General features: G+C 72.7%; 20 protein-coding genes, 4 tRNA genes and 1 other RNA gene. 13 read left to right on the top strand and 12 right to left on the bottom strand.

The window, feature by feature from the left end; translation table 11 throughout:
• Positions 1-417: 417 nt before the first annotated feature.
• Positions 418-505: transfer RNA gene (locus tag ACFY60_RS03735), tRNA-Ser, on the bottom strand.
• Positions 506-635: 130 nt separating this feature from the next.
• Between ACFY60_RS03735 and ffs the strand changes: the two genes are divergently transcribed.
• The 6 genes from ffs to ACFY60_RS03705 all read left to right on the top strand — a co-directional run bounded on the left by ffs (position 636) and on the right by ACFY60_RS03705 (position 9,216).
• An RNA gene (gene ffs, locus ACFY60_RS03730) (signal recognition particle sRNA small type) lies at positions 636-734 on the top strand.
• A gap of 36 nt (positions 735-770) precedes the next feature.
• Positions 771-2,972, top strand: coding sequence for a DNA polymerase III subunit gamma and tau (locus ACFY60_RS03725; RefSeq protein ID WP_388610102.1), 2,202 nt, complete (start codon positions 771-773; stop codon positions 2,970-2,972).
• 61 nt (positions 2,973-3,033) lie between these two features.
• Positions 3,034-4,302 carry a phosphoribosylamine--glycine ligase gene (gene purD / locus ACFY60_RS03720; RefSeq protein ID WP_388610104.1) on the top strand — a complete coding sequence of 423 codons (1,269 nt, stop codon included), beginning with the start codon at positions 3,034-3,036 and terminating at the stop codon, positions 4,300-4,302.
• A gap of 254 nt (positions 4,303-4,556) precedes the next feature.
• Entirely contained in the window at positions 4,557-6,482 is a 1,926-nt protein-coding gene (locus ACFY60_RS03715) for a hypothetical protein (RefSeq protein ID WP_388610106.1), read from the top strand.
• 226 nt (positions 6,483-6,708) lie between these two features.
• Complete coding sequence (locus ACFY60_RS03710; protein WP_388610108.1) at positions 6,709-8,169, top strand: N,N-dimethylformamidase beta subunit family domain-containing protein; 1,461 nt, start codon at positions 6,709-6,711, stop codon at positions 8,167-8,169.
• Positions 8,170-8,316: 147 nt separating this feature from the next.
• Positions 8,317-9,216, top strand: coding sequence for a phosphoribosylaminoimidazolesuccinocarboxamide synthase (locus tag ACFY60_RS03705; protein WP_388610110.1), 900 nt, complete (start codon positions 8,317-8,319; stop codon positions 9,214-9,216).
• A 51-nt stretch (positions 9,217-9,267) separates the two neighbouring features.
• Here ACFY60_RS03705 and ACFY60_RS03700 read toward each other — a convergent pair.
• From ACFY60_RS03700 to ACFY60_RS03665, 8 genes are all read right to left on the bottom strand, one after another.
• Positions 9,268-9,343 (bottom strand) — tRNA-Gly (locus tag ACFY60_RS03700).
• 22 nt (positions 9,344-9,365) lie between these two features.
• Positions 9,366-9,980 (bottom strand): response regulator transcription factor, encoded by a 615-nt coding sequence (locus ACFY60_RS03695; protein WP_309057501.1) that lies wholly within the window; start codon positions 9,978-9,980, stop codon positions 9,366-9,368.
• On the bottom strand, positions 9,977-11,425 hold the full coding sequence (locus ACFY60_RS03690) for a histidine kinase (RefSeq protein WP_388610112.1): 1,449 nt from the start codon (positions 11,423-11,425) through the stop codon (positions 9,977-9,979). Before ACFY60_RS03690 ends, ACFY60_RS03695 begins: the two co-directional genes overlap by 4 nt.
• Positions 11,426-11,471: 46 nt before the next feature.
• On the bottom strand, positions 11,472-12,302 hold the full coding sequence (locus tag ACFY60_RS03685; protein ID WP_388610114.1) for an ABC transporter permease: 831 nt from the start codon (positions 12,300-12,302) through the stop codon (positions 11,472-11,474).
• Entirely contained in the window at positions 12,299-13,291 is a 993-nt protein-coding gene (locus tag ACFY60_RS03680; RefSeq protein WP_388610116.1) for an ABC transporter ATP-binding protein, read from the bottom strand. Before ACFY60_RS03680 ends, ACFY60_RS03685 begins: the two co-directional genes overlap by 4 nt.
• A 142-nt stretch (positions 13,292-13,433) precedes the next feature.
• Positions 13,434-13,506: transfer RNA gene (locus ACFY60_RS03675), tRNA-Gly, on the bottom strand.
• Between the two features lie 80 nt (positions 13,507-13,586).
• Positions 13,587-13,658: transfer RNA gene (locus tag ACFY60_RS03670), tRNA-Gly, on the bottom strand.
• A gap of 227 nt (positions 13,659-13,885) precedes the next feature.
• Positions 13,886-14,233, bottom strand: a complete 348-nt coding sequence (locus ACFY60_RS03665; RefSeq protein WP_388610118.1) for an Lsr2 family protein — start codon at positions 14,231-14,233, stop codon at positions 13,886-13,888.
• Positions 14,234-14,600: 367 nt separating this feature from the next.
• Between ACFY60_RS03665 and purS the strand changes: the two genes are divergently transcribed.
• The 3 genes from purS to purL are packed head-to-tail and all read left to right on the top strand — an operon-like array spanning position 14,601 to position 17,769.
• Positions 14,601-14,846, top strand: a complete 246-nt coding sequence (gene purS, locus ACFY60_RS03660) for a phosphoribosylformylglycinamidine synthase subunit PurS (protein ID WP_015035032.1) — start codon at positions 14,601-14,603, stop codon at positions 14,844-14,846.
• Positions 14,843-15,523: a phosphoribosylformylglycinamidine synthase subunit PurQ gene (purQ, locus tag ACFY60_RS03655; protein WP_388610120.1), complete on the top strand. Its 681-nt coding sequence runs from the start codon at positions 14,843-14,845 to the stop codon at positions 15,521-15,523. The genes purS and purQ overlap by 4 nt, the downstream gene beginning before the upstream one ends.
• On the top strand, positions 15,520-17,769 hold the full coding sequence (gene purL / locus ACFY60_RS03650; protein WP_388610122.1) for a phosphoribosylformylglycinamidine synthase subunit PurL: 2,250 nt from the start codon (positions 15,520-15,522) through the stop codon (positions 17,767-17,769). The genes purQ and purL overlap by 4 nt, the downstream gene beginning before the upstream one ends.
• An 89-nt stretch (positions 17,770-17,858) precedes the next feature.
• On the opposite strand, the gene ACFY60_RS03645 is transcribed toward purL, so the two are convergent.
• Positions 17,859-18,269 carry a nuclear transport factor 2 family protein gene (locus ACFY60_RS03645; protein WP_388610123.1) on the bottom strand — a complete coding sequence of 137 codons (411 nt, stop codon included), beginning with the start codon at positions 18,267-18,269 and terminating at the stop codon, positions 17,859-17,861.
• A gap of 74 nt (positions 18,270-18,343) precedes the next feature.
• On the opposite strand from ACFY60_RS03645, the gene ACFY60_RS03640 reads away from it, so the two are divergent.
• The 4 genes from ACFY60_RS03640 (at position 18,344) to purM (ending at position 22,885) form a co-directional block, all read left to right on the top strand.
• Complete coding sequence (locus ACFY60_RS03640; protein ID WP_388610126.1) at positions 18,344-19,132, top strand: sterol carrier family protein; 789 nt, start codon at positions 18,344-18,346, stop codon at positions 19,130-19,132.
• Positions 19,133-19,186: 54 nt separating this feature from the next.
• A complete protein-coding gene (locus ACFY60_RS03635) occupies positions 19,187-20,002 on the top strand; it encodes an META domain-containing protein (protein WP_388610129.1) in 816 nt (271 codons plus the stop codon).
• Between the two features lie 230 nt (positions 20,003-20,232).
• Positions 20,233-21,759, top strand: a complete 1,527-nt coding sequence (gene purF / locus ACFY60_RS03630) for an amidophosphoribosyltransferase (RefSeq protein WP_309057839.1) — start codon at positions 20,233-20,235, stop codon at positions 21,757-21,759.
• A gap of 46 nt (positions 21,760-21,805) precedes the next feature.
• Positions 21,806-22,885: a phosphoribosylformylglycinamidine cyclo-ligase gene (gene purM, locus ACFY60_RS03625; RefSeq protein WP_388610132.1), complete on the top strand. Its 1,080-nt coding sequence runs from the start codon at positions 21,806-21,808 to the stop codon at positions 22,883-22,885.
• Positions 22,886-23,065: 180 nt separating this feature from the next.
• On the opposite strand, the gene ACFY60_RS03620 is transcribed toward purM, so the two are convergent.
• The gene (locus ACFY60_RS03620; protein WP_309050255.1) at positions 23,066-23,320 is read right to left on the bottom strand and encodes a DUF3073 domain-containing protein; all 255 of its coding nucleotides are present in this window, start codon (positions 23,318-23,320) and stop codon (positions 23,066-23,068) included.
• Positions 23,321-23,608: 288 nt separating this feature from the next.
• Positions 23,609-24,700: a Leu/Phe/Val dehydrogenase gene (locus ACFY60_RS03615; RefSeq protein ID WP_388610134.1), complete on the bottom strand. Its 1,092-nt coding sequence runs from the start codon at positions 24,698-24,700 to the stop codon at positions 23,609-23,611.
• Positions 24,701-24,742: the final 42 nt, after the last annotated feature.

The raw sequence follows: 24,742 nt of genomic DNA, 5'->3' as shown, positions 1-24,742 counted from the left end.
TAACGTCCCTGCCGAATTTTTGGCCCCGAAGCAGTGAATCCGTCTTCATCAAGGTGCCGCCGGGTGTTCACTCGGCTCGCGGCGGAAGGCGAGAAGGCGGCGAACTTCACCTTGGGAAGACGGTGGCGTAGGTAGACCCGGCGTCCCGGTTCTTCGGTGCCGCTCTGTCGTCCATGGCTCAGGCTTCTGGCCTCCGAGAGTGCGCCGACCAGCGCAAAGACGGGACCGCAGCGCGTGCAGCCGGCCGTACACGAGCAGCCCGGGCAGGTCTCGCAGCAGTACCGGCCTCCGTGCCGAACCACTGGAGTGCCCGACCGGTGACGGCCGCGATGCCGGCGTGCGGGGCCTCCAGGCCCCCCAACGACGAAGGGCCCCACCTCGCGGTGGGGCCCTTCGACATCGTGCCCGGTGAGGCACTGGCGGAGGATACGAGATTCGAACTCGTGAGGGGTTGCCCCCAACACGCTTTCCAAGCGTGCGCCCTAGGCCTCTAGGCGAATCCTCCGCCGGGAACATTACATGACCGAAGGGGGTGCTCGCGAACTCGATCCGGGAGGGGGGTCCCGGGAGGGTTCCCGGAGGGATCGGGGTGGGGGAGGTGGGTCATCGGGGGGTGGGGGATCGGGTAGGCTGGGCGGAGCCCCTCACGCGGCGCTATCTGACTGAACTCCCCCAGGGCCGGAAGGCAGCAAGGGTAGGTCGGCTCTGGCGGGTGCGTGGGGGGCGCTTGCGTTCCCGGGTTGTCGGTGGGCGCCTATAACCTCGTATACGTGTCGTCTCTCGCGCTCTACCGCCGCTATCGCCCCGAATCCTTCGCCGAGGTCATCGGGCAGGAGCATGTCACCGACCCGTTGCAGCAGGCCCTGCGGAACAACCGGGTCAACCACGCGTACCTGTTCAGCGGCCCCCGCGGGTGTGGAAAGACGACCAGCGCCCGGATCCTGGCCCGGTGCCTGAACTGTGAGCAGGGGCCGACGCCGACGCCGTGCGGCGAGTGCCAGTCCTGCCGGGACCTCGCGCGCAACGGGCCGGGGTCCATCGATGTCATCGAGATCGACGCGGCCTCGCACGGTGGTGTGGACGACGCCCGTGAGCTGCGGGAGAAGGCCTTCTTCGGGCCGGCCTCCAGCCGGTACAAGATCTACATCATCGACGAGGCCCACATGGTCACCTCGGCGGGCTTCAACGCCCTCCTGAAGGTGGTCGAGGAGCCGCCGGAGCACCTCAAGTTCATCTTCGCGACGACGGAGCCGGAGAAGGTCATCGGGACCATCCGCTCCCGTACGCACCACTACCCCTTCCGTCTGGTGCCGCCGGGCACGCTCCGCGCATACCTGGGCGAGGTGTGCGGGCGCGAGGGCATCCCGGTCGAGGACGGGGTGCTGCCGCTGGTCGTGCGCGCGGGCGCGGGGTCGGTGCGTGACTCGATGTCCGTGATGGACCAGCTCCTCGCGGGCGCGGCCGACGACGGTGTGACGTACGCCATGGCCACCTCGCTCCTCGGGTACACGGACGGGTCGCTGCTGGACTCGGTGGTGGACGCGTTCGCCGCCGGGGACGGGGCCGCGGCCTTCGAGATCGTGGACCGGGTCATCGAGGGCGGCAACGATCCGCGCCGGTTCGTCGCGGATCTGCTGGAGCGGCTGCGTGACCTGGTGATCCTGGCCGCCGTGCCGGACGCCGCCGAGAAGGGGCTGGTCGACGCGCCGGCCGATGTCATCGAGCGCATGCAGGCGCAGGCCTCCGTCTTCGGCGCGGCCGAGCTCAGCCGGGCGGCGGACCTGGTGAACGCCGGGCTGACCGAGATGCGCGGCGCCACCTCTCCCCGGCTCCAGCTGGAGCTGATCTGCGCGCGCGTGCTGCTGCCCGCCGCCTTCGACGACGAGCGTTCGACGCAGGCCCGGCTCGACCGGCTGGAGCGCGGAGCCGCCACGGCGGTCGCCGCCCCCGGGCCGGTCTTCACGCCCGGCCCGCCCACGCCCGCGGTGGCGTACGTGCCCGGGCCCGAGGCCCACACGCCGATGGCCCCGCCGCCGCTTCCGGCCGCCGCTCCCGTACCGCCGCCGCAGGAGAGGTCCCAGCCCGTCCAGGCCGCGCCGCAGCCGGCCCCGCCCGCGCAGGTGCCGCAGTCCGACGCGCCCCGGCCCGGGGCGTGGCCCGGTGCCGCCCGGCCCGGTGGCGGGGCGCCCGGCGCCTGGCCGGGGGCCTCCGCGCCCGCCGCCCCGCCGCAGGCACCCGCTCCGGCCGCGCAGCCCGCCGGGTCCGCGCCCGCGCCCGCCGCCGGGGCCGGCGACATGGCGCAGGGAGCGGCCCAGGTGCGGAACATGTGGCCGTCGATCCTCGACGCGGTGAAGAACCGGCGCCGTTTCACGTGGATCCTGCTCAGCCAGAACGCGCAGGTGGCCGGCTTCGACGGCACCACGCTCCAGCTCGGTTTCCTCAACGCCGGGGCCCGCGACAACTTCGCGAGCAGCGGCAGCGAGGACGTCCTGAAGCAGGCCCTGGCCGAACAGTTCAACGTGCAGTGGAAGATCGAGGCGATCGTCGATCCCTCGGGCGGTGTCAACCCGCCGCCCGCCGCCGGCGGCTTCGGCGGCCGTCCCGCCGCGCAGAGCCACACCCCGGGACCTCCGCAGCAGAGCCACGGCCCGGGCCAGGGACAGGGTTACGGCCAGGGCCAGGCGTACGGTCAGGCCCCGGCGCCCCAGCCCGGCGCCGGTTCTTCGCCGGCGTCCGCCCACGGGCAGGGCGGGCCCGCCCCCGTACGGGCCGCGCAGCCCGCCCCCGGGCAGCAGGCGCCGTCCGCCGGTCAGCAGGCGCCGGCCTCCGCGCCGCCGCCGCGTTCGGTGGCGCCGGAGGACGACGTACCGGAGGAGGACGATCCGGACCTGGTCGAGTCCGCGCTGTCGGGCCACGAACTGATCGTCCGCGAGCTCGGGGCCACCGTTGTGGAGGAATACACGAACGAGTAGCGCCGTCTCGCTCGGTGGCCCGCACAAGGGCCGTCCCGGACGGCGGGCTACTCTGGCTGGCGTGAAGGTCCTCGTCATCGGCGGCGGCGCCCGCGAACACGCCCTGTGCCGCTCTCTCTCCCTCGATCCCGACGTCACCGCTCTGCACTGCGCGCCCGGCAACGCCGGAATCGCGGAGGTCGCCGCGCTGCACCCCGTCGACCAGCTCGACGGCGGCGCGGTCGCCGCCCTCGCCACGGAGCTCGACGCCGACCTGGTCGTCGTCGGCCCGGAGGCCCCGCTCGTCGCGGGCGTCGCCGACGCCGTGCGCGCGGTCGGCATCCCCGTCTTCGGCCCGTCCGCCGAGGCTGCCCTCCTCGAGGGGTCCAAGGCCTTCGCGAAGGACGTGATGGCGGGCGCCGAGGTGCCCACCGCCCGCAGCTACGTCTGCACCACCCCGGCCGAGATCGACGAGGCCCTCGCCGCCTTCGGCGCCCCGTACGTCGTCAAGGACGACGGTCTCGCGGCCGGCAAGGGCGTCGTGGTGACCGAGGACGTCGAGCAGGCCCGGGCGCACGCCCTCGCCTGCGACCGGGTCGTCATCGAGGAGTACCTCGACGGCCCCGAGGTCTCCCTCTTCGCCGTCACCGACGGCACGACCGTCCTCCCGCTGCAGCCCGCGCAGGACTTCAAGCGCGCGCTCGACGGCGACGAGGGCCCGAACACCGGCGGCATGGGCGCCTACTCGCCGCTGCCGTGGGCCGACCCGAAGCTGGTGGACGAGGTCCTGGAGACCGTCCTGCAGCCGACGGTCGACGAGCTGCGCCGCCGGGGCACCCCGTTCTCCGGCCTGCTCTACGCGGGTCTGGCGATCACGAGCCGGGGCGTGCGGGTCATCGAGTTCAACGCCCGCTTCGGCGACCCCGAGACCCAGGTGGTCCTGGCCCGTCTCAAGACCCCCCTCGCGGGTGTGCTGCTGCGCGCCGCCACCGGCACCCTGGCCGACCAGGAGCCGCTGGCCTGGCGTGACGAGGCGGCCGTCACCGTGGTCGTCGCGAGCCACAACTACCCGGGGACGCCGCGCACCGGCGACCCGATCGAGGGCCTGGCCGAGGTGGCGGAGCGGGACGCGCCGCACGCGTACGTCCTCCACGCCGGTACGAAGCGGGACGGCGACCGGATCGTGAGTGCGGGCGGCCGGGTCCTCTCGGTCACCGCCACCGGAACGGACCTGACGCAGGCGCGCGAGCGTGCCTACGCGGCGGTCGGCCGCATCCGTCTTGACGGCGCGCAGCACCGTACGGACATCGCGCGGAAGGCCGCGGAGGACGCCGGGAGCACCGGAGTCTAAGCGGCAGGAGGCGCCGGTCGTGCGGCGGAGAGGCAGTGAACCGCACGACGGCGCCACCGTCATCACCTTTGCCCAAAGCCATTCCATCGAGTGACGGCTCGGCCATACGGATGACGCTCGCCGACACCCCAACTAGGGTGCGGCGGAGGCGTCCGGCACTTGGCCCACCGGCATTGCGATGTCAGTGACGGGTGCCACAGTGGGGGAGTGAGCAACACCGCCACGGGCAGTCCCGACGAGGGCAGGAGGGGGTGATGTACGGCGTGTCCGGTACCGGTTCCGGCCTCGGCGAGGAGTGGGGCGCGCGCGCCGCGCGCTCCCGGGCGCTCGCCGTCCTGCGCGTGCGCGGCAGGGCCCTCGGCCTCGCCGTGCTCCCCGCCGCCGTCGCCGTCGTCCTCCACGCGGGCGGGGGCACCGGCCTCCTCGGCGGTACGGGCTGGGACACCGCCCGTGCCGTGACGACGGTCCTCGCCGTCGTGGTCCTGCTCGCCGCCGCCGCCATCGGGCTGGTCGTCGCCCGGGCCCGCCCCGCCGTCACGCCCACGGTGGAGCTGTCCGAGAGGGCGGCCCCCGATCTGTACCGGCTGGTGCGCGAGCTGGCGGACCGGCTCGGTGTCCCCGCGCCCTCCGCGATAGCGCTGACGCCCGACTGCGACAGCTGGCTGGAGGACCGTACGCACCGGGCCCACCGCGCCCGCCACCTGGCGCACTCCGGCCGGGACCGGGGCGCCGACCGCGCGCCGGCGGCGCCCGTGCTCGTCATCGGCTCGCCGTTCCTCTGGTGGATGCGTGTGGGTGAGCTCCGCGCGGTCCTCGCCCCCGTCGTCGCCGGTACGGGCCCGGCGGCCCACCCGGACATAGCCGCCGCCCGCCGCTTCGTGCGCGGGCTGGACGCGGCGGTGGCGGTGCCGCGCCGCACCGACCTCGATCCGCTGCGCCGCCTCGGTGCCCGCGCGGTCGGGCAGGTCGCCCGGATCCTGTTGCGGGGCTGCCGGGGGCACGCGGCCGAGATGGAGCGCGGGGTGGCCGCCGCCGGCTCGGAGCGGGCCCAGACCGTCGACCACGGGGTACGGATCGTGGCGCAGGAGCAGGTCGGCCTGGCGTACGCGGGCTGGGACCGGCTCCTGACCCGGGTGGCGCTGCCCGCCTGGAGGATGGGCCGCTGGCCCGCCCGGCTCGACGCGGGCGTGGTCTCCGCCCTCACCGAACTCTCCCGCCGCGACCGGCTCGCCGAGGGCTACGCCGCGCGGCTGGCCGAGCGCCCGGCCTGCGACCTCCTGGAGGAGCCGGGCGCGGTCGACGAGGCGACCTCCCTGCTGGCCGCCCGCCTCTTCCACGGGGGCCCGGCGGAGACGGGCCCTGACTGGAGCCCGGTGGAGTGGAGCCGGTACCCGGAGGAGGTCGTGGACCGGAAGTGGCGTACGGACGCGGCCCGTCTGCACGAGGTCCTGGACCGGATGGGCGTCGCGGAGCCCGCGCCGGGCGGGGTGCGGACCGCCGCGGCCCCGACCCTGACCCGGGTGATCGCGCACCTGACCCTCCCCGCCGGCCCGGACACCGGGGCGGTCCCGCGGGGCGGTCTGGTGGAGCCCGCACCGGCCGGCCCGGCCCGCACCGGGGCGCCCGTGGCCACGACCACCGCCGCCGCACCGGCCGCTCCCGCCACGAAGGCGCCCGACCCCGATCTCGACGCGGACGCCGTTTTCCCGGAGGACGAGGACCCCGTCGTGAACGCGGCGGCCGAGGCCCTGGCCGGGGCTCTCACCGCGCATCTCGCGCGGGAGGAGGCGGACCGGGAGGCACGGGCGGCCTCCGCCGCCCGCCGCGAGGACGGGCACGACGGAGGGGCCACCGGGGGAACCGGCTCCGCCGACTCCCCCGTGATCGTCGGCGGCCCCGACGGCCCGCTGCCGCTCTGTCCGATCGAGCCGCCCCGTACCGGCCGTGACCTGCTCGCCGACCATGTGACGGCGATGGTGTGCTGCGCGGCCGTGGACACGGCGGAGGCCGCCCCCGGTCTCGACTGGCTCGACGGCCCGACGCTGCTCGTCGGGGGCGAACGCGCGGCCGACCTCGGTCCCCGCGTCCTGGCCCTGGTCGAGGACGGCGATCCCGAGCCCTTGCGGGCCTGGCTCACGACGACCGGGGTTCGTGCGGAGAAGCCCGTCCGGCTCGTCTGAGGCTTTCGCCGCCAGGCCGGTCCACCGGAAGATTTCCGGAGCCAGCGCTTCCACTCTCGTCAATTCACGACGAACGGTGACGGAGTGCGTGCGTTATGTGATGTGCTGGAGACCGTCACTGACAGAGACGGACGCGAGGGGTTTCCCTCGCGGTCCACAGCCATTCACACCACAGGCACCGACCAGCCGAAGCAGCCGACCGGGGGAGTCGAGGGAGGGGCGCAGCATGGGGGCGGATCAGATCAGGCGGTGGGAGTCGGGAGCGCTCGCGCACGCCGTCAGCGATCCCTTCGGCCAGGGCCCGCTGCCCTGGCTGCGCGGCTCGGAGAACTACTTCGACGACACGGGCCAGCTCGTGCCCTGGTACGCCGACGAGACACTCGCCGGCGGAGGCGGCGGCGGTCCGCGCACCGCCGACGACGTGCGGCGCCAGATCAAGGGCTTCGCCTCGGACGGCGCCGTCGCGCCGGGCGAGTCGATCGATTTCCACATCACGGTGGACCCGCCGCAGCAGTTCTCGGTCGACATCTACCGGATCGGTCACTACGGCGGTCACGGCGCCGCCAAGATCACCACGAGCCCCCGGCTCGCCGGGATCGTCCAGCCGGCTCCGCTCACCGCCGACCGCACGGTCTCCTGCCACCACTGGTGGCAGTCGTGGCGCCTCCAGGTCCCGTCGTACTGGTCGATCGGGGCGTACGTCGCCGTCCTCACCACGGCCGACGGGCACCGCTCGCACATCCCCTTCACCGTCCGGGACAGCCATCCGGCGGACCTGCTGCTCGTCCTGCCGGACGTGACCTGGCAGGCGTACAACCTCTACCCGGAGGACGGGCGGACGGGCGCGAGCCTGTACCACGCGTGGGACGAGGAGGGCCGGCTGCTCGGCGAGGAGGACGCGGCCGTCACCGTCTCCTTCGACCGTCCCTACGCGGGCGCGGGCCTGCCGCTGCACGTGGGGCACGCGTACGACTTCATCCGCTGGGCGGAGCGGTACGGCTACGACCTGGCGTACGCCGAGACGCGCGACCTGCACGCGGGGCGGGTCGATCCGACGAAGTACCGGGGCCTGGTCTTCCCCGGGCACGACGAGTACTGGTCGGTGCCGATGCGCCGGACCGTCGAGCAGGCCCGGGAGCAGGGCACCTCGCTGGTCTTCCTCTCGGCCAACACCATGTACTGGCAGGTGGAGCTGGGCCCGTCCCCGTCCGGGGTGCCGGACCGGCTGCTGACCTGCCGCAAGCGCCGGGGCCCCGGCCGCCCCGCGCTCTGGCGCGAGGTCGACCGGCCCGAGCAGCAGCTCCTCGGCATCCAGTACGCGGGCCGGGTGCCCGAACCGCAGCCGCTGGTCGTACGGAACGCCGGGCACTGGCTCTGGGAGGCCACCGGAGCCGGGGAGGGCGACGAGCTGCCGGGGCTGGTCGCGGGCGAGGCCGACCGCTACTTCCCGCGTACGCCGCTGCCCGAGCACGAGGGCCGCATGCTGCTCGCCCACTCGCCCTACCGGGACGGCGAGGGCGCGCTGCGCCACCAGGAGACCTCGCTGTACCGGGCTCCGTCGGGCGCGTGGGTGTTCGCCTCGGGGACCTTCGCGTGGTCGCCGGCGCTGGACCGGCCGGGCCATGTCGACGCCCGTGTCCAGCGCGCCACCGCCAACCTCCTCGACCGGATCTGTAAGAGGGACTGACCGGGACCGACCGTGCTCGACCTGGCGGGATCGAGTGCGACAGGCTCCGACGGGTGTCCGATCGGAACCGACCGGGCCCGCCCGCCGACGGCTCGTTCCGGTGCGAGAGAATCGATGCGCTCCTGGATCAACCTACGCGGAGGAACCGTGTCCGGATTCGTAGAAAAGCCCGAGCCTGTCCAGGTCCCGGGTCTGACCCATCTCCACACGGGCAAGGTCCGCGACCTTTACCGCAACGAGGACGGCGACCTCGTGATGGTGGCGAGCGACCGCATGTCCGCGTACGACTGGGTGCTGCCCACCGAGATCCCCGACAAGGGCCGGGTCCTCACGCAGCTGTCCCTCTGGTGGTTCGACCGGCTGTCCGACCTGGTGCCGCACCACGTCCTGTCCACCGAGCTGCCGGCCGGCGCCCCCGCCGACTGGGCGGGCCGCACCCTGATCTGCTCCTCCCTGAACATGGTTCCGGTCGAGTGCGTGGCCCGCGGCTACCTCACCGGTTCGGGCCTCGTCGAGTACAACGAGTCCCGTACGGTCTGCGGCGTCGCGCTGCCCGAGGGGCTCGGCGACGGGTCCGAGCTGCCCGCGCCGATCTTCACCCCGGCCACCAAGGCCGCCGTCGGCGACCACGACGAGAACGTCTCGTACGAGGAGGTCGCCCGGCAGGTCGGCGCCGAGACCGCCGCCATGCTGCGCCAGGTCACCCTCGCCGTGTACTCCCGTGCCCGGGACATCGCCCGCGAGCGGGGGATCATCCTCGCCGACACCAAGTTCGAGTTCGGCTTCCGCGGGGAGCACCTGGTGCTCGCCGACGAGGTCCTCACCCCGGACTCCTCGCGCTTCTGGCCGGCCGACCAGTGGCAGCCGGGCCGCGCCCAGCCCTCGTACGACAAGCAGTTCGTCCGCGACTGGCTGACCTCCCCGGCCTCCGGCTGGGACCGCCGGAGCGAGCAGCCGCCGCCGGCCCTCCCGCAGGAGGTCGTGGACGCCACCCGCGCCAAGTACATCGAGGCGTACGAACTCCTCACCGGCACCAGCTGGAGCTGAGCGGCGCGGACACGAGAAAGCCCCCGGTCGGATCGACCGGGGGCTTCTTCATGGAGCGGACGACGAGATTCGAACTCGCGACCCTCACCTTGGCAAGGTGATGCTCTACCAACTGAGCCACGTCCGCATGCGCCGTAGCGCGGGAACTACTATACCCAACCTTTGGAGCGCGCGAGGCGCACCGCCGTGTGCCGGTTCTCGGCCCCGAGTTTCGCGGCGGCGGACGACAGGTAGTTGCGGACGGTGCCGGGGGAGAGCGAGGCGCGCCGGGCGATCTCCGAGACCGGCGCCCCGTCGGCGGCGCACTCCAGGACCTCGGCCTCCCGCGCGGTCAACGGGGAGTCGCCGGCGGCGATGGCGTCGGCCGCCAACTCCGGGTCCACGTAACGGTTTCCGGCGTGGACGGTACGGATGAGCTCCGCGAGCCGCTGGGCGCTGACCGTCTTGGGCACGAAGCCGCGGACGCCCGCCGCGAGGGCCCTCTTCAGGTGCCCGGGTCGGCCGTGACCGGTCACGATCATGGTGCGGCAGGCGGGGAGTTCCTCCCGGATCGATGTGGCCACCGTCACACCGTCCGCCCCGGGCATCTGCAGATCGAGTACGGCGACGTCGGGCCGGTGCGCCCGGGCCATGGCCAGAGCCTCGGGCCCGGTCGCGGCCTCGGCGACGACGACGAGATCGTCCTCGAGACCGAGCAGGGCGGCGAGCGCGCCCCGGATGAGGTGCTCGTCATCGGCGAGCAGCACGCGCACGGGATCGGTCACGGGACGACCTCCTCTTTCCGGACGGGTTCACGCACGGGGCCGCCGAGGTCGTCCCCGGCGGGGCGGCCGGGCACGGGATCCTGCGCGAGGTCCCGGGCGGGGCCGCCGGGCACCGGATCCTGCGTGAGGTCCGCGGCCGGACCGCCCCCGTCCCCGGCGGCGCCCGTTCCCCGCCGCGTACCCACGGGGCCACGGCGAGCGGCGCGGGGCAGCGGCACCCGGGCGGTCACGCGGAAGGAGTGGGGAGCGGCAGGACCGGCCGCCAGGGTCCCGTCCACCGCCCCGAGGCGTTCCCGCAGCCCGGCCAGACCGGAACCCGGCCCCCGGGCCCCCGCTGCGGTCCCGGACGCCCCGGCGCCTTGAGCCTCGGCCCCCGCGCCGTCGTTCTCGACGGTCAGCAGCACCGCGCCCGGTTCCGCGCGGAGCACGATCGCGCAGCGGCGCGCGTCCCCGTGCCGCAGGACGTTCGTCGTGGTCTCCCGGACGACCCACCCCAGCGCCGACTGGACCTCGTCCGGCAGGTCCAGCGGCGGGGCGTCCACCGCGCAGTCGATGCCGGCGGCGCCCAGGACGCCCCGGGCGCCCTCCAGTTCGACCCGCAGGTCGGCCTCGCGGTAACCGCGGACGACCTCGCGGACCTCGCGCTGCGACTCGTGCGCGATCCGCTGCACCTCCACCATCTGGTCCACGGCCTCCGGGCGCCCGCGCCGGGCGAGCTGGACGGCGAGTTCGCTCTTGAGGGCGATGACCGACAGGTTGCGGCCCATGACGTCGTGCAGGTCCCGGCCGAAGCGCAGCCGCTCCTCGGCGACGGCGAGCCGGGCCTTGAGGTCCCTGGAGCGTTCCAGCTCCTGCACGACCCCGAGCAGCCAGGAGGAGAAGCCGCAGGCCATGGCCACGAAGCAGCCGCCGATGAGAACGCCGAGGGTGGAACCCGCGGCCTCCGGCAGGCCGTTGCCGGCGGCGGCCACCGGGCCGCCGGTGGCGAGCGCCGCCACCAGCACGGCGCCCGTGATGTGCCGTACCCGGTCCACGCAGAGCACGACGGCGCCGACGGTGAAGACGGCGGCGCCGGTCATGACGCTCACGTTGACCGCCCCGTCCGGCATCGCGCCGGCCGCCCACAGGATGTTGAGGAGGATTCCGGCGCCCGCCGTGAGGGAGGCCACCACCAGGGCGAGCCGGACCGGCCGCTCCCGCTTGCCGGTGGTGTGGTCGAGGGCGCGGGAGGACAGCACCGCGCAGAGCACGGCGTGGAGACAGACCGCCAGGGAGAGGGCGAGGGCCCCGGTCGTCCCGAGCGGGCTGCGCGCGTCACGGGCCAGCGGGATGCCGCCGAGCGAGACGACCTCCAGCGGCGCGAAGATGTGGAAGGTCCACCGGGTGTACAGCTCGACCTTGGCCGCGCTGCTGCGCCGGGACCACCACCCCGTCAGTCCGGACATGTCTCCCGGCCTCCCCTTCCCCGCGTCACCGGCCTCACCGATTCCTTCAGCGCCGCGGCTCCCAGCGGAACCACTGCCGGACCGCCCAGCCGGTGAGGACGCCCCAGGCCACTGTATTGAGGGCGGCGGTCAGGAGGCTCCCCGCGTGCGCCGTCCCGAGCCATCCGGCGCGGACGAACTCCATGACGCCGCTGAGGGGCAGCAGTCCGCACAGGTCGGCGGCGAGCGGCGGCAGCGCGTCGCGCGGGACGAAGAGGCCCGAGCCGAAGGCGGAGATGAGGAACAGCGGCAGGGTGGTCAGCCCGGCGCTCTCGACGGTGCGGGTGACGGCCGTGGTGACGGCGGCGAGCCCGGCCATGAGCGCGATCGCGGCGAGGAGGCCGAGGACCAGCAGGTCCGGGCGGGCGGGCGCCGCCACGTCCAGGACGGCGAATCCGGCGACGGTGAGGACCGCGCACTGCACGAGGGCGATGGCGGCGGAGGGCAGGGCGGCCCCGGCGAGGATCTCGGCGTCGCTCGCCTCCCCCGTGCGCAGCCGCTTGAGGACCAGCTCCTCCCGCCGGGCGACCAGGCTGGAGACGAGTCCCATGTAGACGACGAGCAGCACGATCATGCCGGTGCCGCCGATCAGCGTGGCCGCCCCGGTGCCCATCGGCAGGGTCTCCGTGTCGAGGCCGCCGAGCGAGGAGCGCAGCAGGAACACCATGAGCAGCGGCATGAGCACCGCGATGAAGAGATTGTTCCGGTTGCGTCCGAGGAGGGTCAGTTCGGCGCGGCCGAGGGCGGCGAGCCGGGTGCGGGTCGTGGAGGCCCCGCCGGCGGACGCCGGGGCCGGGACCGCCGCGGATGCGGATGCGGAGGGCGGGGTGGTGCTCATCGGGCGTCGGCCTCCTGCCGTTCGGTGCGGGACGCGATGTCGAGGAAGGCCTCTTCGAGGGAGGCGGACCGGGCGTCGAGCCCGTCGAGCCGTACGCCTTCCTCCCGGGCCCAGCCGAGGAGTTCGGTCAGGTCGTCCTGGAGGGCGTGGGTACGGATCTCCACGCGGCCGGCGGTCTCGGCGGCCCGCAGCCGGAGCGGGAGCCGGCCGGCGGGGACGCCGTCGGGGAGCGTGAAGCGGATCCGGGCCGGCTGGGCGGCGGTGACCTCGGCCGGGGTGCCGGAGAGGACGATCCGGCCCTGGTGCATGATCGCGAGCCGGTCGGCGAGCGTCTCGGCCTCCTCCAGGTAGTGGGTGGTGAGGAGGACGGTCGTGCCCTCCGCGCGCAGGGCGCGGACGAGTGCCCAGGTGTCGCGGCGGCCCTCGGCGTCGAGGCCGGTGGTGGGCTCGTCGAGGAAGAGGACCTCGGGGCGGCCGAGGAGGGCGAGCGCCAGGTCGAGCCGGCGCCGCTCACCGCCGGAGAGCTGCTTGACCCGTACGCGCTCCCGCCCGGCGAGCCCGGTGGCGGCGAGGACCTCGCCGGCGGGGCGCGCGCCGCTGGTGCAGCCGGCCCACATCCGTACGGTCTCGGCCACGGTCAGGTCGGAGGGGAAGCCGCCCTCCTGAAGCATGACGCCGATGCGGGGGCGGACGGCGGACCGCTCGCGGTACGGGTCGTGGCCGAGGACCCGGGCGGTGCCGCCGCTCGGGGCGGCGAGGCCTTCCAGGAGTTCGACGGTGGAGGTCTTTCCGGCTCCGTTGGTGCCGAGGAGGGCGAAGATCTCGCCGCGCGGGACGCTGAAGGAGATCCCGCGCACCGCGTCGTAGCCGCCTCCGGACCGCCGGGAGGTACGGGTCGTGGACCGCGCCCCGGAACGTTCCCCGGGGCCGCCGGACGCGCCGCCGGCGTAGGTGCGGCGCAGCTCGGTCGCCTCGATCGCAGGTGTCATGGATCCAGGCTGGCGCCGGGCGGGGCCGGGGGGCAGTGCGCGCTGTCATCGCCCCCGCTGACAAATGTCATGGGGCGGCAGACGTGCCGGGGAGGGAACGACGAAGGCCCCGGTTCCTGAGAACCGGGGCCTTCGCTCCCTGAGCGGACGACGAGATTCGAACTCGCGACCCTCACCTTGGCAAGGTGATGCTCTACCAACTGAGCCACGTCCGCATTGCTCCCGACCGGCTTTCACCGGGCGGTGCGAGCACCACTCTACCTCATCCACCGGAGTGGTCGGTCGAGCGGTGCAGAGCGGGTGACAGGGATCGCACACTGCGCCTTCCCCCTGGAAGGGGGATGTTCTACTACTGAACTACACCCGCACGCTGCGTGAGGTTCGGCCTTTTCGGCCTCGCCCCTCGGCGTGCTTCAGACTCTAGCGGATCATGGGGGGTGCAATGCAAATCGGCTCCGGCGCGGGGGCCGGAGGCCTCCCCGGAGATCCCCCGGGCCGCCCGCCGTCCGCACCGCCCGACGCCGGGCCGTCCGTCGGCCGTGCCGGTCGGCACCGCCCCGGGGACCCGGCCGGGCACGCGCCGCCCGGTGCCGCTCAGCTCGCCGCGCGGAACGCCTCGTACACGGCCTTGGGGATGCGGCCCCGCGCGGGAACGTCCATCTTGTGGGCCTGGGCCCAGGCGCGGACCGCCGCCGGGTCGGGGGCGAGGGCGGTGTGCGTGTACGTCCCGGCCCCACCGCCCGTGCCGCCGCCCGCCGCCGCCTTGCCGGTCAGCTTCCGGCCGGCCGCGAGGTAGGGGGCGAGGGCCTTGCGGAGTTTCTTTGCATTGGCAGCATTCAGGTCGATCTCGTACATCTTCCCGTCGAGGCCGAAGGCGACCGTTTCCGCCGCTTCTCCGCCGTCGATGTCGTCGGAGAGGGTGACCACCACACGCTGCGCCACGGATATCGGTCCTTTCCTGTGGCCCGCCACGTATCAGGGGCGTTCGATTCCGCTCTGACGTGCGGCGATGCCGGGCATATGGCTGCCCAGGGACAATGTTTCTTTCCTCTGGAATCCTTTGTACAGCGACGGGCGGCGCATTGTGAAGCCCTGCCAATTGTCTCAGCGTGTCCCGGGGCATTGGCGGGTGCGATATTTCACTCGCATTTCATGTGCGGCGGGGTGTGCGGGGCATTGGAGTGGATCATCCTCCGGGTGGGCGTCCACGGGAGGGCATTTGTAGGATCCTTCAGATCTCTACCCGCGTAGAATTTGGAGGCAGGTACGCTGAGGGAACCGCCCACGCAACACACCACCGGGAGTGCCAGTGGCACGCGTCGTAGTCGACGTCATGCTCAAGCCGGAGATCCTCGACCCGCAGGGACAGGCGGTGCAGCGTGCACTGCCCCGCCTCGGGTTCGCCGGAATCGCCGACGTCCGTCAGGGGAAGCGCTTCGAGCTGGAGGTGGAGGGACCGGTCGACGACGCCGCCCTCGCCCGCATCCATGAGATGGCCGAAACCTTCCTTGCCAACACCGTGATCGAAGACTTCGTCGTGAAGGTGGAGTCGTGACCGCACGCATCGGCGTCGTCACGTTCCCCGGAACGCTCGACGACCAGGACGCGCTGCGCGCCGCCCGCCTCGCGGGCGCCGAGCCCGTCCCGCTCTGGCACCGCGACAAGGACCTCAAGCAGGTCGACGCCGTGGTCCTGGCCGGTGGCTTCTCCTACGGCGACTACCTGCGGGCCGGGGCCATCTCCCGCTTCTCGCCGGTGATGGAGACGATCATCGAGCAGGCGAAGGCGGGCATGCCCGTCCTCGGCATCTGCAACGGCTTCCAGATCCTCACCGAGGCCCACCTGCTGCCCGGCGCCATGCTGCGCAACAACCACCTCCACTTCATCTGCCGCGACCAGAAGCTGCGGGTGGAGAACGCGGAGACCGCCTGGACCTCGGACTACGCCGCGGGCCAGGAGATCGAGGTCCCGCTCAAGAACATGGACGGCCGGTACGTCGCCGACGAGCGCACGCTCGACGAGCTGGAGGCCGAGGGGCGAGTGGCCTTCCGCTACCTCGACGTGAACCCCAACGGCTCCCTGCGCGACATCGCGGGCGTCACCAACGCCGCGGGCAACGTGGTCGGTCTGATGCCGCACCCCGAGCACGCCGTGGAGCCGCTGGTCGGCACCGGCAGGACCGACGGGCTCGGTTTCTTCACCTCGATCCTCAAGAAGCTGGTCAACGCATGACTCTCGACACCGTCAAGCACGCGACCGAGACGCCCGACGTCGAGCAGCCCTGGAAGGAACTCGGCCTCAAGGAGGACGAGTACGCGCGCATCCGCGAGATCCTCGGCCGCCGTCCCACCGGCGCCGAGCTCGCCATGTACTCCGTCATGTGGTCCGAGCACTGCTCGTACAAGAGCAGCAAGGTCCATCTGAAGCAGTTCGGCGAGAAGGCCCCCGAGAACGACGCCATGCTCGTCGGCATCGGCGAGAACGCCGGCGTCGTCGACGTCGGCCAGGGCTACGCGGTCACCTTCAAGGTCGAGTCGCACAACCACCCGTCGTACATCGAGCCCTACCAGGGCGCGGCCACCGGCGTCGGCGGCATCGTCCGCGACATCCTCGCCATGGGCGCCCGTCCGGTCGCCGTGGTCGACCCGCTGCGCTTCGGCGCCGCCGACCACCCCGACACCAAGCGCGTCCTGCCCGGCGTCGTCGCCGGCATCGGCGGCTACGGCAACTGCCTGGGGCTGCCGAACATCGGCGGCGAGGTCGTCTTCGACTCCTGCTACCAGGGCAACCCGCTGGTCAACGCCGGCTGCATCGGCGTCATGAAGCACGAGGACATCCACCTCGCCAAGGCCTCCGGCCCCGGCAACAAGGTCATCCTCTACGGTGCCCGCACCGGTGGCGACGGCATCGGCGGCGTCTCGGTCCTCGCGTCCGAGACCTTCGACGACACGAAGCCCACCAAGCGCCCCGCCGTGCAGGTCGGCGACCCCTTCCAGGAGAAGCTCCTCATCGAGTGCACCCTGGAGATCTTCAAGGAGAAGCTGGTCGCCGGCATCCAGGACCTCGGCGGCGCCGGCCTGTCCTGCGCCACCTCCGAGCTGGCCTCCGCCGGTTCCGGCGGCATGCGGGTCGACCTCGACAAGGTCCACCTGCGCGACGCGACGCTCTCGCCCGAGGAGATCCTCATGAGCGAGTCGCAGGAGCGCATGTGCGCGATCGTCGAGCCGCAGCACGTCGACCGCTTCCTGGAGATCTGCGAGAAGTGGGACGTCATCGCCGTCGTCATCGGTGAGGTGACCGACGGAGAGCGCCTGGAGATCTTCTGGCATGGCGAGCAGATCGTCGACGTCCCGCCGCGCACGGTCGCGCACGAGGGCCCGGTCTACCACCGGCCGTACGCGCGCCCGGAGTGGCAGGACGCGCTCCAGGCCGACGATGCCGGCAAGCTGCCCCGCCCGCAGAACGGCGAGGAGCTCAAGGACCAGGTCCTCAAGGTCGTCTCCTCCCCGAACCAGGCCTCCAAGGCGTGGATCACGGACCAGTACGACCGCTTCGTGCAGGGCAACACCGTCCTGGCGCAGCCCGAGGACGCGGGCATGATCCGGATCGACGAGGAGTCGAACCTGGGCGTGGCCATGGCGACCGACGGAAACGGCCGGTACGCGAAGCTCGACCCGTACACGGGCGCGCAGCTCGCGCTGGCGGAGGCGTACCGCAACGTCGCCGCCTCCGGTGCCAAGCCGCTGGCCATCTCGGACTGCCTGAACTTCGGTTCGCCCGAGGACCCGGCCGTCATGTGGCAGTTCGCCGAGGCCACCCGCGGTCTCGCGGACGGTTGCCTCCAGCTCGGCACCCCGGTCACCGGCGGCAACGTGTCGCTGTACAACCAGACCGGTGACGTGGCCATCCACCCGACGCCCGTCGTGGCCGTCCTCGGTGTGATCGACGACGTCAACCGCCGCACCCCGATCGCCTTCGCGGAAGAGGGCCAGCTCCTCTACCTGCTGGGCGACACCAATGAGGAGTTCGGCGGCTCGGCCTGGTCCGAGGCGATCCACCAGCACCTCGGCGGCATGCCGCCGGCCGTGGACCTCGACCGGGAGAAGCTGCTCGGCGAGATCCTGATCTCGGCCTCCCGCGACGGCATGATCGACGCGGCCCACGACCTGTCCGACGGCGGTCTGGTCCAGGCGGTCGTCGAGTCCTGCCTGCGCGGCGGCAACGGCGCGCGTCTGGTCGTCCCCGAGGGCCTGGACGCCTTCACCTTCCTCTTCTCCGAGTCGGCGGGCCGCGCGGTCGTCGCCGTCCCGCGCAGCGAGGAGCTCCGCTTCACCGACATGTGCGGCGCGCGGGGTCTGCCGGCGACCCGGATCGGCGTCGTCGACGGTGACACGATCGAGGTCCAGGGCGAGTTCAGCCTCTCCCTGGAGGAGCTGCGCACGGCCCACGAGGCCACGATCCCGGCGCTGCTGGCCTGACCTCTCATCCGGGAGAGCCCCCGGCCGGACCTTGACGGTCCGGGCGGGGGCTCGTCCGCGTCCCACCGCCGGTGCGGCCCGCGCCCGGCTCAGCCGTCGAGCGAGTAGAAGGCGTCGAGTTCCTCGATGTCCGCCACGCACTCGTCGATGTCGGAGATCTTGCCGCCGATGATCGTGAAGACGAGGGCGCCCGGCATCTCGATGCCCCGGTCACCGTGCTCGGCGAACAGCTGGTGCGTCGCGACGGCGTGGCCGCGCCCGTCGACGAGGACGGAACCGAGTTCGGCGCGCAGGGTGCCGCCGGTGTACTCGCCGAGGTCCCGGTACATGCCGAGGACGTTGTCCCGGCCCTTGAAGTGGCCGCCGAAGCGGGTCTCGCCGGGCACGTGGTGGGTGCAGTCACCCGTCATCAGGGAACCCAGCGTCTCCATGTCTCCCGAGGTGAACGCCGAGTAGGCGCGGCGGATCAGGGCCGCGTCGGGGTGCTCGTGGTGGGTCATGTCCCGTCGCCTGCTTTCACTGCCTGTCGCGAGGGTGTGCCTCCCTCCTCCAGTCTCGGCGCTAGCCTCTGCCCATGCCACCCGCCGCGAAGCGCCCCCGCCGTTACGACTCCGCCAAGACCCGCGCCGCCGTGCGCGCCCAGTTCGGGCACGTGCGCGAGGCCGTGGAGGCGCTCACGCCCGAGCAGCTCGACGGGCCGACGCGGCTGGGGGAGTGGACCGTACGGGACCTCGCGGCGCACCTGGCGTGGATGGTCGGATCCGTGGCGGAGCTGCTCGGCCGGCCCGCCCCGGCCGCGGCGGAACTGGCGCTGACCGACTGGCCCTTCGCGACCGCCCCGGCGGCGGAACGGATCGACGGGCACACCCGGGGCATCGACGCCTCCGACCTCCCCGCGCTGTACGACCGGACGGCGCGGGCGTACGAGGAGGCGGTGGCCGCCGCCGACGACGCCCGGCTCCTCCCGGTCGGCCTCGGTGCCATGACCCTGGCCGACTTCCTGGTGACCCGGACCGTCGAACTGGTCGTCCACACCGACGACCTCGTGGCGGCGACCGGTGCCGCCGTCCCGTACGACCGGCAGGCCCTCGCCGCCTGCACCCGGCTGCTGGCCGACGCGCTCGCGGTGAAGGCGCCGGGCGGGGCGGTGGAGGTGCGGATTCCGCCATTCGCGGTGGTGCAGTGCGGGGAGGGTCCCCGGCACACCCGGGGCACTCCGCCGAACGTGGTCGAGACGGACCCGCTCACCTGGATCCGGCTGGCGACCGGCCGTACCGGGTGGGCGGCGGAGCGGGAGGCGGCCCGGGTGAGCGCGAGCGGTGAACGGGCCGATCTCGCCGCGCTGCTGCCCCTGATGGGCTGACCGGCGGAAACGGGGGGAGGGGAACCGACCCGGGGCCGCTCCCGTCCCACCGGCATGCAGAAGCCGCGCACTCTCGCAGCCGCCGCCCTGGTCCTCCTCCTCGCCGCCTGCGGCACGGAAGGAGGGGAGACAGGCCCCGGAGCGGGCACGGTCGCCCCGGACCTGCCCGTCACCGGCACCCACTGGACGATCGAGTCGGTCACGGTCGACGGGACCAGGTCCGCGGCCCCGGACGGGGCCTCGCTCGACTTCGAGGGGAAGGGCCGGGCGAAGGGGAACTCCGGCTGCAACCACTTCGGGGCCGCCGTCGCCGTGAACGGCGACACCCTCACCGTCTCCTCGCACGAGGTCACCGCGATGGGCTGCCCGGCCGACCGGGAACGCTTTGAATCCGCCCTGCTCAAGGCCTTCTCCGGGAAGTTGAACGGCCGCCTGGACGGGGACGCCCTCACCCTCGCCTCCGCCGACGGCCGCGGCGGTGTGGAGCTGACCCGTGAGCCGTCCGCGCCGCTGCGGGGCACGACCTGGAGGATCGACGGGCTGGTCTCCGGCGGGACCGCCGCCTCGCTGCCCGCCGGCAGCGGGGGCAAGGCCCGGATGGTGATCGGCACGGACGGCCGGGTCACCGGCAACCTCGGCTGCAACAACTTCTCCGCCACCGCCCGAGCCGACGAGCGGACCCTGACGGTCGAGGGCCCGGCGGCCACCACCCGCATGATCTGCACGAGCCCGCAGATGAGCCTGGAGACGAAGCTGTACGAACTCCTCGACGGGCCGCTCACCTACCGGCTGGACCACCGCTCGCTGACCCTCACGGACGCCTCGGGGGAGGGGTTCACGGCGCGGGCCGAGACCCCCGGACGCGCGTAGCGCGGGCCGGTGACGGGACGCTGGATTGCGAACTCCGTCACATCGACCGTGGGGTTACGGGCCGGTACGGGGCCCCTCCCGGGAGGGTGCGGGCGGCGGGAACCCTTCCGGCGCCTGCCTTGTAGGCCTCTCCAAGGCGAAGTCGATCAATACGTGCGATCATACGAGTGGGGCGGGTCCGCGATTTCGCCAATTCGGACCAGTGGTCGAGCCCGTCTACACTCGGAAACGTGCCACGTGGTGACGGTCGACTCAATCACGACCTGCTCCCCGGCGAGAAAGGCCCCCAGGACGCGTGTGGCGTCTTCGGTGTCTGGGCTCCGGGTGAAGAGGTCGCAAAGCTCACGTACTTCGGGCTCTACGCCCTCCAGCATCGGGGCCAGGAATCCGCGGGAATCGCGGTCAGCAACGGCTCCCAGATCCTCGTCTTCAAGGACATGGGGCTCGTTTCCCAGGTCTTCGACGAGACCTCTCTCGGTTCCCTCCAAGGTCACATCGCGGTCGGACACGCCCGCTACTCGACCACCGGGGCCTCCGTGTGGGAGAACGCGCAGCCGACGTTCCGGGCGACCGCCCGCGGCTCGATCGCGCTCGGCCACAACGGCAACCTGGTGAACACGGCGCAGCTCGCCGAGATGGTCGCCGACCTGCCCAAGAGGGAAGGGCGCGCGACCCAGGTCGCCGCCACCAACGACACGGACCTGGTCACCGCGCTCCTCGCGGGCCAGGTGGACGAGGACGGCGAGCCGCTCACCATCGAGCAGGCCGCCGCGAAGGTCCTCCCCGAGGTCCGGGGCGCCTTCTCCCTCGTCTTCATGGACGAACACACGCTCTACGCGGCCCGTGACCCGCAGGGCATCCGCCCGCTGGTCCTCGGCCGGCTGGAGCGCGGCTGGGTGGTGGCCTCCGAGTCCGCCGCCCTCGACATCTGCGGCGCCAGCTTCGTCCGCGAGGTCGAGCCCGGCGAGCTGATCGCCATCGACGAGAACGGCATCCGTACCTCGCGATTCGCGGAAGCGAAGCCCAAGGGCTGTGTCTTCGAGTACGTGTACCTGGCCCGTCCCGACACGGACATCGCCGGCCGGAACGTGTACCTCTCCCGCGTGGAGATGGGCCGCCGCCTCGCCAAGGAGGCGCCGGTCGAGGCCGACCTGGTGATAGCGACGCCGGAGTCCGGCACCCCGGCCGCGATCGGTTACGCCGAGGCCTCCGGTATCCCCTTCGGCGCCGGCCTGGTGAAGAACGCCTACGTCGGGCGCACCTTCATCCAGCCCTCGCAGACCATCCGCCAGCTGGGCATCCGGCTGAAGCTGAACCCCCTCAAGGAAGTCATCAAGGGGAAGAAGCTCGTGGTCGTGGACGACTCCATCGTCCGCGGCAACACCCAGCGCGCCCTGGTCCGCATGCTCCGCGAGGCCGGTGCGGCCGAGGTCCACATCCGGATCTCCTCGCCGCCGGTCAAGTGGCCCTGCTTCTTCGGCATCGACTTCGCCACCCGCGCGGAGCTGATCGCCAACGGCATGTCCGTGGAGGAGATCGGCAAGTCGCTGGGCGCGGACTCGCTCTCGTACATCTCCCTGGAGGGGATGGTCGAGGCGACCACGATCCAGAAGCCGAACCTCTGCCGCGCCTGCTTCGACGGCGAGTACCCGATGGAACTGCCGGATCCCGAGCTGCTCGGCAAGCAGCTCCTGGAGACCGAGCTGGCCGCCGGGCCGGCCGCGACCGCGGCCTCCGACGCGCTCCGGCGCCCGTAGGACCCCGCCGCACACCCCCGCAGTACGACACGAAAGCTCTGAACCCATGTCTCAGAACCCCAGTGCCGGAGGCGGCGCCAGCTACGCGAGCGCGGGCGTCGACATCGAAGCGGGCGACCGCGCCGTCGAGCTGATGAAGGAGTGGGTGAAGAAGACGCAGCGCCCCGAGGTCCTCGGCGGCCTGGGCGGCTTCGCCGGTCTCTTCGACGCCTCCGCCCTCAAGCGCTACGAGCGCCCGCTCCTCGCCTCCGCCACCGACGGCGTCGGCACGAAGGTCGACATCGCCCGCCAGATGGGCGTGTACGACACGATCGGCCACGACCTGGTCGCGATGGTCATGGACGACATCGTCGTCTGCGGCGCCGAGCCCCTCTTCATGACCGACTACATCTGCGTGGGCAAGGTCCACCCGGAGCGGGTCGCCGCCATCGTCAAGGGCATCGCCGAGGGCTGCGTCCTGGCCGGCTGCGCCCTGGTCGGCGGCGAGACTGCGGAGCACCCGGGCCTCCTCGGCCCGGACGACTTCGACGTGGCGGGCGCGGGCACGGGTGTCGTGGAGTACGACCGGCTGCTCGGCGCGGATCGCATCCGTACGGGTGACGCGGTCATCGCCATGGCCTCGTCCGGGCTTCACTCCAACGGGTACTCGCTCGTCCGGCACGTGGTCTTCGACCGCGCCGGGATGACCCTCGACCAGCAGGTGGACGAGCTCGGCCGCACCCTGGGCGAGGAGCTCCTGGAGCCGACCCGCATCTACTCCCTGGACTGCCTGGCCCTCACCCGCACCACCGAGGTCCACGCCTTCAGCCACATCACGGGCGGCGGCCTGGCCGCCAACCTGGCCCGGGTGATCCCGGACGGCCTGCACGCCACGGTCGACCGCTCGACCTGGACCCCGGGCGCGATCTTCGACCTGGTCGGCACCGCCGGACAGGTGGAGCGCCTGGAGCTGGAGAAGACCCTGAACATGGGCGTGGGCATGATGGCCGTCGTCCCGGCCGAGTCCGTGGACGCGGCCCTGACCACGCTGGCGGACCGGGGCCTCGACGCCTGGGTCGCGGGTGAGATCACCGAGCGCGGCGACCGGACGTCCGGTGCCGAGCTGGTCGGCGACTACGCCCGGTAGAAGCGGTCAGGGAACAGGGGGCGCTCCTCGGGGCGCCCCCTGAGCCGTACCCCCGCACGCCGGACCCTCGGCCTGCCGAGGCGTACCGGCCGCCCGGCGGACGGCGGCGGCCCGCGAAGATCCGCGGACAGCACAGAAACCCGGCCGGGGTGACCCGGGCCGGGTTTCGTGTTCAGAAGGTCAAGCGCGACGGCGCGACGCGGACGGGCCGGACTCGTCGTCCTCGTCCTCGTCGTCCGTGTTGTAGAGATCCGCGTACTGCGCGTACGGGTCGTCTTCCTCGTCGTCGTCCTCGAACGGCTCGCCATTCGGCGGCTGGTTCGAAGTCGAAGCGCCCAGCTCGTGGGCCAGACGCGCAAGGTCGGTCCCGCCGCTGCTGTACTTCAGCTGGCGGGCGACCTTGGTCTGCTTGGCCTTTGCCCGGCCGCGCCCCATGGCTCGACCCCCTCGGTGACGGGGCTCGCTGGCCCCAGAGTCTTGACACGCGTTCATGGTTCGGAACGGGCTCTCGGCAGAGAGACCGGTCCGTAGGGCTTCAACGGTACCTGTTTCCTCGGGTCTACGGTACGCCGCGCGCATCACATACCCCGGTACAGAACCTTCGAGGAGCCCTTTCCTCGCTGGTCAATCGCGATTTTAACCTCTTCTGAAGGGCCGACCCGCCGACCGGCGTGAGCGAAGTCTCCCGGATGGCGGGCCGGCCCCTCCGTACGGCGGTACGGCTCAGGCGCGGCGGGCGTCGGCCATCCGCTGCTCGGCGATCCGGTCGGCCGCGGCGGCCGGCGGGATCCCGTCGGCCTTCGCACGTGCGAAGATCTCCAGGGTGGTGTCGAAGATCTTCGTCGCCTTGGCCTTGCAGCGGTCGAAGTCGAAGCCGTGCAGCTCGTCGGCGACCTGGATCACGCCGCCGGCGTTGACCACGTAGTCGGGCGCGTAGAGGATCCCGCGCTCCACGAGGTCCTTCTCGATGCCCGGGTGGGCGAGCTGGTTGTTGGCCGCTCCGCAGACGATGCTCGCGGTCATGAACGGCACGGTGGTCTCGTTCAGGGCGCCGCCGAGCGCGCAGGGGGCGTAGATGTCGAGGCCCTCGACGCGGATCAGCTCGTCCGTGTCCGCCACCACGGTCACCTGCGGGAACTTGTCGGTGATCCGGCGCACCGACTCCTCGCGCACATCGGTGATCACGACCTCGGCGCCGTCCTCGAGGAGGTGCTCGACGAGGTAGTGGCCGACCTTGCCGACACCCGCGACGCCGACCTTGCGGCCGCGCAGCGTCGGGTCGCCCCACACGGCCTGGGCGGAGGCCCGCATGCCCTGGAAGACGCCGAAGGCGGTGAGGACGGAGGAGTCGCCGGCGCCGCCGTTCTCCGGGGAGCGGCCGGTGGTCCACCGGTTCTCGCGGGCGACGACGTCCATGTCGGCCACGTAGGTGCCGACGTCGCAGGCCGTGACGTACCGGCCGCCGAGGGAGGCGACGAAGCGCCCGTAGGCGAGGAGGAGCTCCTCCGTCTTGATCTTCTCCGGGTCACCGATGATCACGGCCTTGCCGCCGCCGTGGTCGAGGCCGGCCAGGGCGTTCTTGTACGACATGCCGCGCGCCAGGTTGAGCGCGTCGGCGATCGCCTCGGCCTCCGTGGCGTACGGGTAGAAGCGGGTGCCGCCGAGGGCGGGGCCGAGGGCGGTGGAGTGGAGGGCGATGACGGCCTTGAGGCCGGTGGCGCGGTCCTGGCAGAGCACGACTTGCTCGTGGCCACCCTGCTCCGAGTGGAAGAGGGTGTGGAGTACGTCAGCAGGAACGCCGGTCACATCGGTCACGGTGGTGACTCCCAAGTACGAAGCGGCGGTTGCGGCCCTCCC

This window comes from Streptomyces sp. NPDC012827, assembly GCF_042900905.1.
GTDB lineage: Bacteria > Actinomycetota > Actinomycetes > Streptomycetales > Streptomycetaceae > Streptomyces > Streptomyces gulbargensis.
The sequence above is the reverse complement of the archived record's forward strand: the minus strand, read 5'-3'. Positions and strand labels throughout refer to the sequence as shown.

Excerpts from the sequence above, each read along its gene's own strand:
- ACFY60_RS03715 (WP_388610106.1), top strand. The coding sequence starts at position 4,557 with ATGTACGGCGTGTCCGGTACCGGTTCCGGCCTCGGCGAGGAGTGGGGC.
- ACFY60_RS03710 (WP_388610108.1), top strand. The coding sequence starts at position 6,709 with ATGGGGGCGGATCAGATCAGGCGGTGGGAGTCGGGAGCGCTCGCGCAC.
- ACFY60_RS03690 (WP_388610112.1), bottom strand. The coding sequence starts at position 11,425 with ATGTCCGGACTGACGGGGTGGTGGTCCCGGCGCAGCAGCGCGGCCAAG.
- ACFY60_RS03685 (WP_388610114.1), bottom strand. The coding sequence starts at position 12,302 with ATGAGCACCACCCCGCCCTCCGCATCCGCATCCGCGGCGGTCCCGGCC.
- ACFY60_RS03680 (WP_388610116.1), bottom strand. The coding sequence starts at position 13,291 with ATGACACCTGCGATCGAGGCGACCGAGCTGCGCCGCACCTACGCCGGC.
- purL (WP_388610122.1), top strand. The coding sequence starts at position 15,520 with ATGACTCTCGACACCGTCAAGCACGCGACCGAGACGCCCGACGTCGAG.
- ACFY60_RS03645 (WP_388610123.1), bottom strand. The coding sequence starts at position 18,269 with ATGACCCACCACGAGCACCCCGACGCGGCCCTGATCCGCCGCGCCTAC.
- ACFY60_RS03640 (WP_388610126.1), top strand. The coding sequence starts at position 18,344 with ATGCCACCCGCCGCGAAGCGCCCCCGCCGTTACGACTCCGCCAAGACC.
- ACFY60_RS03635 (WP_388610129.1), top strand. The coding sequence starts at position 19,187 with ATGCAGAAGCCGCGCACTCTCGCAGCCGCCGCCCTGGTCCTCCTCCTC.
- purM (WP_388610132.1), top strand. The coding sequence starts at position 21,806 with ATGTCTCAGAACCCCAGTGCCGGAGGCGGCGCCAGCTACGCGAGCGCG.
- ACFY60_RS03620 (WP_309050255.1), bottom strand. The coding sequence starts at position 23,320 with ATGGGGCGCGGCCGGGCAAAGGCCAAGCAGACCAAGGTCGCCCGCCAG.